Genomic DNA, 14,086 nt, shown 5'->3' on the forward strand with positions numbered 1-14,086 from the left:
GACCATCGTCAACCCGTCATCAGAACGTGAAGGTGGCGCGGGCGTAGTAATACCCGCCGTTGATGCCCCACGGGGTGAAGGCGAGCGGCGCGTTATACACGTTGCCGCCGCTGGCGGGACGGCCGCCAACGGTGGGGATCGTCGGTGCCTTCTTGTCGAACAGATTGTTCGCGCCGACATCCAGTCGGAAGCCGCCGGTCAGCTTGTAACCGACGTTCAGGTCGGTGATCGCGGTTGTGCCGATCTTGAGTTCGGTCACGCCGTCAGCGCCGGGGTTGCCGCTGCCGCTGTAGCTGGTCCACTGGGCCGAGCTGCCATAAATCGTTTCGCGCAGGTTCACCGAGAATTTGCCCAACGTCCACAGCGCGTTGACGATTGTCTTCACCCGCGGGGTCGAGCGGGTCAGCGCATCGCGCGAGTTGCGGTCGAGCAGGTCGGTCTGGCCATAGGCCGGATTGGCAACCTGCGCAGGCAGCGGATAGACCTTGAGCAGCTTGGTGGTGTTGTAGTTGAAGCCCACCGTCCAAGCGACCTTGCCGGCATCGTCGAAGTCAGTGGTGTAATCGAGCGTGGCTTCGATGCCGCGGGTGCGGGTATCCGCGCCGTTGGTGAAGATGTTGATGCCCGAATACGAGGTGGCATCAACCAGCGAGATGCCGCGTGCGACCAGCGCGTCGAGGATCGCCTGCGAGACCACTTCAGTGCCGAACGAGCCGAAGATCGCGGCCGAAGGCACGATGCGCTTCTTCAGCTTGATCTGGTAGGCATCGATCGTGAGCTGCATGCCCGGGATCGGGTGGGCGACGAGGCCCGCCGAGAAGTTGGTGGACTTCTCAGGCTGCAGCGGGCCAAAGCCGAGCGCGGTAGAAGCAGGCGAGTTCGGCGGGAACTGGCCGAAGATGGTGCCGGGGCCGACGTTGACCGACGAATAGTAGGCTTCGGCCAGAGTCGGGGCGCGGAAACCGTTGGACACGGTGCCGCGGAGCGCAAAGGCTTCGCTGAAATCATAGCGCGCAGTGGCCTTGCCGGTCCAAACGTTGCCGAAGTCAGAGTAGTGCTCGTAGCGCCCGGCTAGGTCGATGTGCATGCCGGTTACCGGATCGACCGCGAGATCGATGTAGCCGGCATAAGCCTCACGACCGTTGGAGCCGGAGTCTGAAGGAGCGAAGCCAGGATAGGCTTGCGCGCCGCCCTTGTAGTATGAGGCCGGCTCGCCCGCGACAATGGTGTAGTTGTCCTTGCGGTAGTTGCCGCCGAACGCCAGCGTGATTGGCTTGGCCAGGCCCGCTTCGAATTCCTTGGTGACGCCGCCTTCGACCGCCCATTCCGAGTTGATCAGCGTGCCGTCGTAGAAATTGCGCTGCGGAGCGATCAGCGTCGGGTTCTGCAGTTGCAGATCGGCATAGAGCGCGGGGTTGACCGAGTTCAGCGTGTAGATCGCCACCGAGTCACGCCCATATGTGAGCGAGAGATCCCAGTTCCAGCCGGACAGATCACCCTTGAAGCCGCCGGTAACCGAGAAGTCTTCCTCGCGCAGGCTTTCCTGCGGGTTGAAGCCCGCCGGGAACGGATAGACCGTTGCGCCCGTGCTGGTGGTGCCGACCACGCGCGTGGCGCGGCGGTAGTTCTGGTAGGACTTGGCGATGCGGTTGCCATAGCTGCCGAAGGCATAGGCCGAAACGTTGTCGCTCAGCTCGTAGCCTGCATTCACCATCACGTTGTAGATGGTGTACTTCGCATCGCCCAGGATTGGGTTCACGTTCGGGAAGAACGGGTTGAGCTGCACGCCCGCAGCGTCGATGGGATCGATGTCGGTGCGGATGGAGCAGGTGGGCGTGAAGTAGCGGCGGTCGCAGTTGCCGCGCTGCGTGTAATCATGGAACTTGTATTCGCCGGTCACGTTCACGAAGCCGCGATCGCCCAACTTGAAGCCAATATTGAGCGCGCTGGAAATGGTTTCGCCATCGCCTTCATAATTCTTGCCGCCGGTAACGGTGAACAGGCCGCCTTCGGACTTGTCCTTGAGGATGATGTTGACCACGCCCGCAATCGCGTCGGAACCATACTGCGCGGCGGCACCGTCCTGCAGGATTTCGATCTGGCCGATGGCGTTGGTGGGCACGAAGCTGAGATCGGTGGTGGCACCGCCCGAATAAGGCGAGCCGCCGAGCACCGCGAGGTTGGCGGTGGTGTGGCGGCGCTTGCCGTTGACCAGCACCAGCGTGTCATTCGGGCTCAGCCCGCGCAGCGCGACGCTGAGCGTGAGGTTGGCGGTATCGCCACCGAAGGCCTGGAAGTTCAGCGAGGGCAGGCTCTGCGCCAGAACTTGGCTGAGATCCTGCTGGCCAACCGCCTGCATCGCTTGCGTTCCGACCACCTGCAGCGGGGCAGCGCTGTCAGCTGCGCGCATGCCGGTGGTGCGGGTGCCGGTGACGATGATGGCCTCACCGGCATCGCCAGGCGCAGGCGCTTCCTGCGCGAAAGCGGCGGTGGAAATAGCCGTGCTGGCAAGCAGGGCGACGGTGGCTGTCTTGGAAAATAGCGACATGTGTAGACCCCCAATTGTGTTTGTCGCGGCGTTCCCTCCCAGGAAGCTGCCCGTTTGCTGCCGGTTGTCCGGTCTTCGGGCGTAGGTGCGATCTGGTCCATCGACTGACGGCAAAGGGATGCCGCACTGCGATCGCAGCGTTGCACTCCAAACACGCCCGGTTGGACATACGCCGTTCGGCGTATCTCGCACTTGCGAACGCGTTCTAGGGTGCCTGCCTAAGGCGCGTTTCCACGGCTGTCGTATTGTCAGTTTTCATATGCTGATGAGTGGAAACGCGGCATATTCGCACGGCCTGAAGCAGAAGAAGGACAAGCCACGATGCGCCGCACATTTCCCTTGAAGGCATTCCCTGCCATCGCAGCGGCAACCGCCGCCCTGGCCCTGAGCGTACCCGCACAGGCACAGGTCACACGGGTGCAGAAGAACCCCGATTCCCTGATCCTCGACGGCGCGGACGTGAAGGCCGGGACTGACCTGTTCTATCTGTCAGGCCAGCTTGCCTCGCCCATCGACCCGACCAAGACCTTTGCCGACGTGAAATCGATCGAGGACCTGGGCGACACCAAGACCCAGACGATCAGCACGCTGAACCGGATCAAGGAAATCCTGGCCGGACGCGGCTATGCAATGAGCGACATCATCAAGCTGACGCTGTTCGTGGCGGCTGACCCGAAGCTGGGCCACATGGACTTTGCCGGGGCCAACGCAGGCTTCAAGGAGTTCTTCAAGACTGCCGAAAACCCCAATACGGTGGCACGTTCCACCTTCCAGGTGGCAGCGCTGGCCGGTCCCTACTTCCTGATCGAGATCGAGGCGATCGCCGCCAAGAAAAAGTGATCACAGCAGCCGGAGGCCACCGCGCCTCCGGCTATTGCCCGGCAGACCGGATGGCGATCGCTGCCGCTGCCGCGCGGGTCTCCACACCCAGCTTTTCATAGATGCGTTCGAGGTGCTTCTGCACGGTGCGCGGGCTGATCGTCAGCACCTCGCTGATATCGGCGTTTGACTTGCCATAGCTGATCCACAGCAGCACTTCGGCTTCACGCTCGGTCAGGCCAAGGCGTTCCTGCAGGCGGGCAGCATCGACGCGGGGGTTCATCGCGCTCAGGCGGATCAATACCTCGTTTTCCCGATATTGCGCGATCACGCCAAGTTCGAGCGAGCCGTCATCCTGTTCCAGGCGGACACTGGCGCCCTGCACGTCGCGCCGCGCCAACAGGCGATCGAGCGCGGACTGCACCGGCGCGGGCAATCCGCTGTCCCCCTTGCGCCAGCCGGGCGCAAATCCCGCGATGGCGAGTTCGGCCATGGGCGTGCACCACAGCAGGCGACCGGAGGCGTCGGTCGCCATCATCATCCGCCCGGTGGCGTCGAGCCCGGTGGCGCTGGCATGCACCGCGCGCGCCTGCCCCATGTGGAGCCGCACGCGGGCGATCAGTTCATCCACGTCGACCGGCTTGCGCACATAATCGACCGCGCCGGCGGCAAAGCCCTGCACCACGTGTTCGGGATCGGTCAGGCCGGTCATGAAGATTACTGGTACGTGCGCGGTTGCCGGATTGGCCTTGATCTGCCGCGTGGTCTCGAACCCCCCGATTCCGGGCATGACCGCATCCATCAGCACCAGATCTGGCACCACGTGGCCAAGCAGATCAAGCGCGGCATCGCCCGATGTGGCGACCAAGACAGTGACGCCGACAACCTCAAGCGTGTCGGTAATCAGGCGCAGCGCATCGGGCCGGTCGTCAACAACCAGCACGGTGTCACGATGGGGAGGCAGCGCGGCCATGGTCAGAGCCCTTCAACCATTCGGCCCAGCGCGGCAAGATCGAAACGATCAAGGCACTGGTAAAGCGAGATGACGAGCGCACGCGCATCGGGCGCGGCCTTTTCGATGGCGCGGATTTCGGCTTCGATGCCGCGGACGTGACCAATCTTCAGCAGCTGTCGCAAAGCCGCCACATGCCGGCGCGCGGCTTCGGGCAGTGCATACTCCGAGGGTGTATCAGACGTATCAACCGCCAGCGCAGCCCTGCCTTCACGCAGCCAGACAAGACCGAGCAGGTTGCCGATGGCATCGACCAGCGCATCGACTTCCACCGGCTTGTCGAGAAACAGGTCATGGGGGGGATCGATGTGCTCGGGCCCATGCCGTTCGTGTGCATTGGCCGAGAGCATCACGATGGCGAGGTCCTTGCCATGCGTGGCGCGCAGGTGAGAGGCTGTTTCCCACCCAGATGGCCCCGGCATGGCGATATCGAGCAGTGCCAGGTCGAATTCACCGGCGTGGCACAGCGCCACCGCGGTGGCGCCATCGGGCGCGGTCGCAACGCTGAAGCCAAGGTCTTCCATCGCACGGCGTACGAAGGAGAGCTGCGCCGGATCATCATCCATCACCAACACGTGGCGACGGCGGCCTTCATAGCCGATGACGCGGGCAGGCCCGGCCGACGCCTCGCGCGCGCCAGCCACCTGGCCGAGCATCACGCGGACACGGAAGCACGAGCCCTGACCCGGCGTACTGACCAGTTCGATCTCTCCGCCAAGGATCTGCACCAGCGCGCGGGTGATCGGCAGACCGAGGCCAAAACCGCCGGTGCCCGTTTCCTCGCCACGATCGAACGGTGCAAAGATGGATTCCTGACGTTCGGGCGCGATGCCGGGGCCGGTATCGCGCACTTCGAACACTGCAACCTGGCCGGCATAGCGTACCGAGAGCACCACTTCGCCCCGATCGGTATACTTGATGGCATTGGTCAGCAGGTTGATGAGGATCTGGCGCAGGCGCTTCTGATCGGTGCGGACGGCGTCCGGCAAGCGACCTGTGATCTCGCAGCGGAAGCTGAGGCCCTTCGATGCGGCCGAAGGCCGGAACATGCGTTCGACCTGTTCGATGAAAGGCTGCAGACGCACCGTATCCTGCGCAATGCGCATGACGCCGTTCTCTATCAGCGAGATGTCGAGCAGGCCTTCGACAAGGTCGGTCAAGTGTTCGGCGCTGCGCTTGATCACGCGCGCCGCTTCCTGCGGATCGACGCCCGCGCCGCGCTCCAGCAGCTGGGCATAGCCATAGATGGCATTGAGCGGCGAGCGGATCTCGTGGCTGACGTTGGCGAGGTAACGGCTCTTGGCTGCGCTGGCGGCGATGGCTGCATCGCGCTCGCGCCGCAGTGACGCGATCAGACCCGCAGGCTTCGTTGCCTCTTCACCCGCAAGCGCCAGCCGCCATAGACCAGGAGCGAGGACACCAAGCACGACAACTGTAATCAGGATATGTGGGAGAAACGGAAGCCCGGGAAGCGGATATACAGCGAGAACAACGGTGCCCGCGACCATGCAGGCGACGGCCAAGAGACCGAGGCGCGGCAAACGCCGCGTGAACGATGGCGCGTTCATGCGATGACCGCCATCTCAATGGCGGGGGATCCATTTCCCCATGCGCAGAGGCCTGCAAACCAAACGGCCGCGCCCCCACCCTGCAGGCTGGACATTTTCCCGACGATCGACCCTTGTTGCCACTGCGTTAGTTAGTGCTGCAACCATATTGCACTGCATCGAAACGGGATACAAGTCCCACACGGCAGTAGTTCGGTCGATGCGGCAGGTCCGGCGTGCCCAGTTGATGCCAGCACGCCGGCGAACCGATCAGATCATCTGGTCACGCTGCAGCCGCTGCAGCAGGCGAACTGCCACGGAATGGCGGATTGCCTTGCCTTCGCGCAGCTTGACCCAGGTATTCAGGCCGATGCCGAACCGGCTCTGGATCACTTCGGGCTTCTGACAGGGGATCATCGTGCGCATCTTGGCGACGAGTTCGGGTTCGAGCTGGGTAAGTTTCTGAACGCGCATGGTCCCTCATGAATCTGGCGTTGTGATGCCAGATTATGCCGCAGCGCATCATGATACATACGCCATTTGCCCCATATGCCACTGTGATCGCATGGACGTATAAGGTGGCGTTTCGGCCCAACGGGTGGGTGACGCAGGCTGGTGCGCCGTCTAAGGCGCCGGCGAAACACCGTTTCCCGAGGTTATCCATGCGCCGACTCGCTTCCGCCCTGTTTATGGCAGCTTCTTTTCCGCTGCCGGTGTTGGCCGCCGAAGCCGCTCCCAATCCGGACCCGCAGCAGATCGTGGTCACCGGCAAGGGGCTGGAGGCACCGCCTGCCCTGCCCGCCTATGGCACGCAGATCGTGGACCGGGACCGGCTGCAGGTGGCGGCATCGGGCCGTATCGAGGATGCACTGTCGGCCGTGGCGGGGTTCCAGCAGTTCCGCCGGTCCGACAGCCGCGCCTCCAACCCTTCGGCGCAGGGCGTGACGCTGCGATCGCTGGGCGGCAACGCCACCAGCCGCGCCTTGGTGCTGCTCGATGGCGTACCGATGGCGGATCCGTTTTTCGGCTACATTCCGCTGTCCGCGCTGGCGCCCGAACGGCTGGCTTCGGCACGGGTGACGCGCGGGGGCGGATCGGGCGCGTTCTCGTCTGGCGCAGTGGCAGGCACGATCGAGCTGACCAGCGCCGACGCGGATGAATTGGGCCTGCTTAACGCCAGCGCACTGGTGGATGACCGCGGCGAGACTGAGCTTTCGGGCACGCTGGCGCCAAAGCTGGGCCAGGGATTTGCCGTCGTTTCCGGGCGGTGGGATCGTGGCAAGGGTTTCTGGACAACGCCGGCGGAACAGCGTGGCCCCGCTTCGGTGCGGGCGCGTTATGATTCGTGGAGCGCGGGTTTGCGCGGGGTGGCGGCATTGACGGCTGACATCGAGTTGCAGGCGCGCGTGGCGGCATTCGAGGACAACCGCACGCTGCGTTTCAAGGGCGCAGACACCGGGATGAGCGGGCAGGACGCCAGCCTGCGGCTGGTTGGCCGGGGCCGCTGGCAGTTCGACGCGCTGGCTTACCTGCAATCGCGCGATTTCCATAACACGGTGATCAGCGCGACAACGTTCCTGCCGACAGTGGACCAGCGCGCCACGCCTTCAACCGGCGCGGGCGCCAAGATCGAAGTGCGCCCGCCGGTGGGCACGGCGCATGTGCTTCGTCTGGGCGTCGACTGGCGATCCGCCGAAGGCCGCACGATAGAGGACACCTATCGCTTTGGCGTGATTTCGGGCCACCGCCGTGCGGGTGGGGTAAACAGCACTGTTGGCTTCTATGCCGAGGACGACTGGACGATCGGGCCGGTGGTTCTGACCGCTGGCGCGCGGGCGGACCGCTGGTCCCAGCGTCGTGGCATGTTCCAGGCAACCAACCTTGCCGGCGTGGCGACGAGCGATCTGCGCTACCCTGCGTTGTCCGGCTGGGCGGGATCTTTCCGCGGGGGTGCCCTCGTGCACGCGACCACTCGGCTGGACCTGCGCGCTGCGGCCTATTCGAACTTGCGCCAGCCGACGCTCAACGAGCTCTATCGCAGCTTCACCCTGTTCCCGATCACCACGCAGGCAAACCCTGCGCTGACCAACGAGCGGCTGGTGGGCTTCGAAGGCGGGTTTGACTGGCGCCCCCTGCCCGGGCTGACGCTGTCGGCCACCGCGTTTGACAACGAAGTACGCCATGCCATCGCCAATGTTACCATCGACGCTACCACCCGCCAGCGGCAGAACGTGGACAAGGTGCAGTCGAAGGGGGTGGAAGGATCGGCCAGCCTTGCTCTTGGCACGGTGAACCTAACCGGATCGGTCAGCTATACCGACGCCAGCGTGCGGGCGCCGGGCCAGCGTTATGACGGGCTGCGACCTTCGCAGACGCCAAAGTGGGCGGCCAGCGCCACGGCGGCGTGGCGCCCCAGTGATCGCTGGGCGCTGGCGTTGACCCTGCGGCATATCGGACTCCAGTATGAGGACGATCTGCAGACGGCAGCCCTGCCTGCGGCGACCACGCTCGACGCTTTCGCGCAGGTGCCACTGACCGGGCCATTCATTCTCGTATTGCGCGGGGAGAACCTGACCGATGAAACAGTGGTGACGCGCAATTCCGGCGGCACTATGGATATTGGCACGCCCCGCACCCTGTGGGCCGGCATTCGCGTAAACCTGCGCTGAAAAGAAGGTCCGCCACGATCATGGCCACCACTGCCGACTATGTCCGCTACAATTCCGTTGCCCGTGCCCTGCACTGGTCGATCGGGGTGCTGATCCTGTTCAACCTGTTTACCGGCATATTTGGCGAAGGGCTTGAAAAGATGTGGGAATCGATGCCGGTCCACAAGGCGACCGGCCTGCTGATCCTCTTGCTGTCGCTGGTCCGCTTTGGCTGGCGGCTGCGCTGGACCACTCCGGACTATCCGGTGGATTTCAATCCGGGGTTCCGCAAGTTCGCCGCCGCCACGCATGGCACGTTCTACCTGCTGATGCTGATCCTGCCGGTCACCGGATGGATCTTCACCTCGGCCGGCAAGTATCCCCTGTCGTTCTATGGCCTGTTCGACTGGCCAAAGCTGGCACTGACCAAAGACATGCCGATCGTGGGCGCCGCGCACGAGACGCACGAGATACTCGGCTATGCCTTTGCCGCACTGGTGGTGCTGCACGTTGGGGCCGCGCTGTACCACCACTTCGCACTGAAGGATCCCACGCTGCGGCGCATGCTCTAAGCGCTTGCGCATACTTATTTGCAAAGGTGTGCGCATTGCAGCGCACATCGCACAAGACTTTGATCCAAAGGCCTGATCCCCGCCCCAGCCTTGCGCTGCGACGGGGATTATTTTGCGTTGCAGCAAATTGCCCGCTTGTCGAAGCGGCGGCCCATGCCCTAGCACTCTGGACGGGAGAACAGGACGAGAGCCGTCGACACATGTTGGGAAAGATGACGGCCCGGACAAGCTGGAAGGCCGGCGCAATACACCGGAACCTTGGCCACGCGCTGCAGACCGTGGCCCGGGTGCCTTCGATGACAGGGAGCTTTCGTCCATGAGCCTCGACCCCGCCCTTACCTCCGGCTCCCGCGCCGCAGAAATCGACGCCCACATCATCGACGTGCTGCGCCACCGCGTGGGCAAGGACGAACGCGCCGCCAAGCCGCACGACTGGTTCACCGCCACGGTTCTGGCGCTGCGCGACGCAGTGATCGACCGCTGGATGGAATCCACGCGCAAGACCTATGATGAGGGCGGCAAGCGGGTCTATTACCTGTCGCTGGAATTCCTGATCGGCCGCCTGCTGCGCGATGCGCTGTCGAACATGGGCCTGACGCGCGAGATGGAGAAGGCGCTGGCCGCGCATGGCTTTGACCTGACCACGCTGGAAGATCTGGAGCCCGATGCGGCGCTGGGCAACGGCGGCCTCGGGCGGCTGGCGGCGTGTTTCATGGAAAGCCTCGCCAGCCTGGACATCCCCGCATACGGCTATGGCATCCGCTACAAGAACGGGATGTTCCGCCAGCGCATCGATGACGGCTGGCAGGTTGAACTGCCCGAAACCTGGCTGAGCCACGGCAATCCTTGGGAATTCGACCGTCGCGAAAGCGCCTACCGCATCGGCTTCGGCGGCGAAGTCGTGGATCGTGGCGACGGCGTGGAATGGGTGCCGGCCGAGCAGGTGGAGGCTTATGCAGTCGATACCCCGGTGGTCGGCTGGCGCGGCAAGCGGGTGAACACGCTGCGGCTGTGGACCGCGGCGGCGCTCGATCCCATCCGGCTCGATGCTTTCAACGCGGGCGACCACGTGGGCGCACTGGTGGAAGAAGCGCGCGCAGATGCGCTGGTGCGCGTGCTCTATCCCGCGGACAGCACCCCCGCGGGGCAGGAGCTGCGGCTGCGGCAGGAGTATTTCTTCACCTCCGCCTCGATCCAGGACATCATCCGCCGCCACGTGCAGTATCACTGCGACGTGCGCACCCTGCCAGACAAGGCGGCGATCCAGCTGAACGACACGCACCCGGCTGTGGCCGTGGCCGAGATCATGCGCCTGCTGGTGGACGTGCACGGACTGGAGTTCAACGAGGCGTGGGACGTGACGCGGCGCACCGTGGCCTACACCAACCACACCCTGCTGCCCGAAGCGCTAGAGAGCTGGCCGCTGCCCCTGTTCGAGCGGCTGCTGCCCCGGCACATGCAGATCGTCTACGCCATCAACAGCCGCGTGCTGCGCGAGGCGCGCAAGACCGGGATGGACGACCGCGCCATCGCTGCGATCAGCCTGATCGATGAGCACGGCGAGCGCCGCGTGCGCATGGCCAACCTGGCCTTCTGCGGCGCGCATTCGGTGAACGGCGTGGCCGCGCTGCATACCGAGTTGATGAAGACCACGGTCTTTTCCGATCTCCACGCGCTCTATCCGCACAAGATCAACAACAAGACCAACGGCGTCACCCCGCGCCGCTGGTTGCAGCAGTGCAACCCCGGCCTTGTCGGCGTGCTGAAGGACGCGATCGGGCCCGCGTTCCTTGACGATGCGGAAAAGCTGGTCGAACTGAATGCGCTGGCCGATGACGCTGCGCTGGGCGAGCGCATCGCCGAGGTGAAGCGCGCCAACAAGGTGGCGCTGGCGCGGCACCTGAAAGAGCTGACCGGTGTACGGATTGATCCCGATGCGCTGTTCGACGTGCAGATCAAGCGCATTCACGAATACAAGCGCCAGTTGCTGAATCTGATCGAAACGGTCGCGCTGTATGACCAGATCCGCAGCCATCCGGAGCGCGACTGGGTGCCACGCGTGAAGATATTCGGCGGCAAGGCGGCGCCGAGCTATCACAACGCCAAGCTGATCATCAAACTGGCCAACGACATCGCGCGGCGCGTCAATTCCGATCCATCGGTAGGCGGGCTGCTGAAAGTCGTGTTCGTGCCCAACTACAACGTGACGCTGGCTGAGCGCATCATTCCGGCAGCCGATCTATCGGAACAGATCAGCACCGCCGGCATGGAGGCGAGCGGAACCGGCAACATGAAGTTCGCCCTCAACGGCGCGCTGACCATCGGCACGCTTGATGGCGCAAACATCGAGATCAAGGACCGGGTGGGCGACGACAACATCGTGATCTTCGGCCTGACCGCCGACGAAGTGCTGGAACAGCGCACCACCGGATACAACCCGCGCAAGGTGATCGAAGGCAGCAAGGAATTGCAGCAGGCGATCAACGCCATCGCCAGCGGCGTGTTCAGTCCCGACGACCCGAACCGCTACGCCGCCCTGATGGGCGGAATCTATGACAGCGACTGGTTCCTGGTGGCGGCGGACTTCGATTCCTATCACGCAGCGCAGCGTGGAGTGGATCGGCGCTGGGAAGACCAGCCTGGCTGGCGCGCCAGCGCGATCCGGAACATCGCGAACGTCGGCTGGTTTTCATCCGACCGCACCATTGGCGAATATGCCCGTGATATCTGGGGGGTTTGACGCCAACACATGAAGCCATCGGCAGAAGCCATCGAAGCCCTGCTGAGCGGGACGCACGCGGACCCGTTTGCACTTCTTGGCATCCATGACGGGCCGGTGGGGCCGTTTGCGCGGGCGATCCTGCCCGGCGCGCTGACGGCGGAGGCGTTCTCGCTTGATGGCACCCTGCTGGGCCCGGTGGAGCGGGTGGATGCGCGCGGCCTGTTTGAAGGCGTGGTGAAAGGGCCGCGCCAGCCGGTGAAGTATCGCTGTGCGCATGGGCCGCACCACTGGTGGGTGACCGATGCCTACAGCTTCGGCCCGGTCCTTGGGCCGATGGATGATTTCCTGATTGCCGAAGGGACCCACCTGCGCCTGTTCGACAAGCTGGGCGCGCATGTGATCGATCACGAAGGTGCCAGCGGCGTGCACTTTGCGGTGTGGGCGCCCAATGCGCAGCTCGTCAGCGTGGTTGGTGATTTCAACGATTGGGACCACCGCCGCCACCCGATGCGCCGCCGCGCGGACATCGGGGTATGGGAACTGTTCGTGCCCGACATCGGCACCGGGCGCGCCTACAAGTACCGCATCGTTGGCCCCGATGGCGCAGTTCAGCCACTGAAGGCCGACCCTTACGCGTTTTTTTCCGAATTGCGCCCGGCGACTGCGTCGATCGTGGCGCAAGCGGGCAAGGGCGATGAATGGTCGGACGATGCGCACCGCGCGCATTGGTCGAAAGCCGACCCTCGGCGCGAACCGATGGCGATCTATGAAGTCCACCCCGGATCGTGGCGAAAGCCGGATGGCCGCGAGTTCCTGAGCTGGGACGAACTCGCTGATCAGCTGATCCCCTACTGTGCCGACATGGGCTTCACCCATATCGAGTTCATGCCGGTGAGCGAGCATCCCTATGATCCGTCATGGGGATACCAGACGACCGGGCTCTATGCGCCATCGGCCCGGTTCGGCGGGCCTGACGGGTTCGCGCGCTTCGTCGATGGCGCGCATCGCGCCGGGCTGTCGGTGCTGATCGACTGGGTCCCGGCGCACTTCCCCACCGATGCGCACGGCCTCGCCCGCTTCGACGGCACCGCGTTGTATGAGCACGAGGACCCGCGGCTGGGCTTCCACCCGGACTGGAACACCGCGATCTACAACTTCGGGCGCCGCGAGGTGGAGGCCTTCCTCGTCAACAACGCGCTGTTCTGGGCGGAGAAATACCACATCGACGGCCTGCGCGTGGATGCCGTCGCCTCGATGCTGTATCGCGATTATTCGCGCAACGCGGGCGAATGGATCCCCAATGCCGAGGGCGGGCGCGAGAACTGGGAAGCGGTGCATTTCCTGCAGGCGATGAACCGCGCGGTCTATGGCCAGCATCCCGGCGTGGCGACCATCGCCGAGGAAAGCACCGCCTGGCCCGGCGTGACCATGCCCACGCACGAAAAGGGGCCCAAAGAAGGTGGATTGGGCTTCGGCTTCAAGTGGAACATGGGCTTCATGCACGATACGCTGAAGTACATGGCGCGCGATGCCGTCCATCGCCGCTATCACCACGACGAGATCACCTTCGGGCTGATGTACGCCTTTACCGAGAACTTCGTGCTGCCGCTGAGCCATGACGAAGTGGTTCACGGCAAGGGCAGCCTGCTCAACAAGATGAGCGGCGCGGACGATTGGCAGAAGTTTGCCTCCCTGCGCGCCTATTACGGGCTGATGTGGGGCTATCCGGGCAAGAAGCTGCTGTTCATGGGGCAGGAGTTCGCCCAGCGGCGCGAATGGAGCGAAGCGCGCTCGCTCGATTGGGACCTGCTGCAATACGAACCGCATGCAGGGATGCAGCGATGGGTCAGGGACCTGAACGCTGCCTACAAGGCGCACAAGGCGCTGCACGCCCGCGATTGCGAGGTCGAGGGATTCGAATGGCTGGTGGTTGAAGACGCGCAGGCCAGCGTATTTGCGTGGCTGCGCATGGCGCCGGGCGAAGCGCCGGTGGCGGTCGTATCCAACATGACGCCGCAGGTGCACGATCACTATCGCCTGCCGCTGCCGCACGATGGCCGCTGGACCGAAGTGCTGAACAGCGACGCGGCGATCTATGGCGGATCGGGCCAGGGCAACATGGGCGGCGTCGAGGCGCGCGATGGCGCGGCCTTCGTGGTGCTGCCACCGCTTTCCACAGTGATGTTCCAGTACGTGGGCAATTGAGACCGGGGGACGG

9 protein-coding genes are annotated in these 14,086 nt (G+C 64.2%); 5 read left to right on the forward strand and 4 right to left on the reverse strand.

Annotated features, from left to right (window positions below; translation table 11 throughout):
- Window positions 1–19: 19 nt before the first annotated feature.
- Complete coding sequence (locus POM99_RS04365; RefSeq protein ID WP_277275583.1) at window positions 20–2,548, reverse strand: TonB-dependent receptor plug domain-containing protein; 2,529 nt, start codon at window positions 2,546–2,548, stop codon at window positions 20–22.
- Window positions 2,549–2,869: 321 nt separating this feature from the next.
- Here POM99_RS04365 and POM99_RS04370 point away from each other — a divergent pair, with 321 nt between their 5' ends.
- On the forward strand, window positions 2,870–3,388 hold the full coding sequence (locus tag POM99_RS04370; protein ID WP_277275584.1) for a Rid family hydrolase: 519 nt from the start codon (window positions 2,870–2,872) through the stop codon (window positions 3,386–3,388).
- Between the two features lie 31 nt (window positions 3,389–3,419).
- On the opposite strand, the gene POM99_RS04375 is transcribed toward POM99_RS04370, so the two are convergent.
- From POM99_RS04375 to POM99_RS04385, 3 genes are all read right to left on the reverse strand, one after another.
- Entirely contained in the window at window positions 3,420–4,340 is a 921-nt protein-coding gene (locus POM99_RS04375) for a response regulator transcription factor (RefSeq protein WP_277275585.1), read from the reverse strand.
- A 2-nt stretch (window positions 4,341–4,342) separates the two neighbouring features.
- Window positions 4,343–5,806, reverse strand: a complete 1,464-nt coding sequence (locus POM99_RS04380) for an ATP-binding protein (RefSeq protein WP_277275586.1) — start codon at window positions 5,804–5,806, stop codon at window positions 4,343–4,345.
- Window positions 5,807–6,196: 390 nt separating this feature from the next.
- Entirely contained in the window at window positions 6,197–6,400 is a 204-nt protein-coding gene (locus POM99_RS04385; protein ID WP_277275587.1) for a hypothetical protein, read from the reverse strand.
- 215 nt (window positions 6,401–6,615) lie between these two features.
- Between POM99_RS04385 and POM99_RS04390 the strand changes: the two genes are divergently transcribed.
- From POM99_RS04390 to glgB, 4 genes are all read left to right on the forward strand, one after another.
- The gene (locus POM99_RS04390; protein ID WP_277275588.1) at window positions 6,616–8,595 is read left to right on the forward strand and encodes a TonB-dependent receptor plug domain-containing protein; all 1,980 of its coding nucleotides are present in this window, start codon (window positions 6,616–6,618) and stop codon (window positions 8,593–8,595) included.
- A gap of 20 nt (window positions 8,596–8,615) precedes the next feature.
- Window positions 8,616–9,146, forward strand: coding sequence for a cytochrome b (locus tag POM99_RS04395; RefSeq protein WP_277275589.1), 531 nt, complete (start codon window positions 8,616–8,618; stop codon window positions 9,144–9,146).
- Between the two features lie 316 nt (window positions 9,147–9,462).
- Window positions 9,463–11,886 carry a glycogen/starch/alpha-glucan phosphorylase gene (locus POM99_RS04400; protein ID WP_277275590.1) on the forward strand — a complete coding sequence of 808 codons (2,424 nt, stop codon included), beginning with the start codon at window positions 9,463–9,465 and terminating at the stop codon, window positions 11,884–11,886.
- Between the two features lie 9 nt (window positions 11,887–11,895).
- Complete coding sequence (glgB, locus tag POM99_RS04405) at window positions 11,896–14,073, forward strand: 1,4-alpha-glucan branching protein GlgB (protein ID WP_277275591.1); 2,178 nt, start codon at window positions 11,896–11,898, stop codon at window positions 14,071–14,073.
- Window positions 14,074–14,086 lie beyond the last annotated feature (13 nt).

The sequence above is a fragment of the Novosphingobium cyanobacteriorum genome, from assembly GCF_029436685.1.
Taxonomy (GTDB): Bacteria; Pseudomonadota; Alphaproteobacteria; order Sphingomonadales; family Sphingomonadaceae; genus Novosphingobium; species Novosphingobium cyanobacteriorum.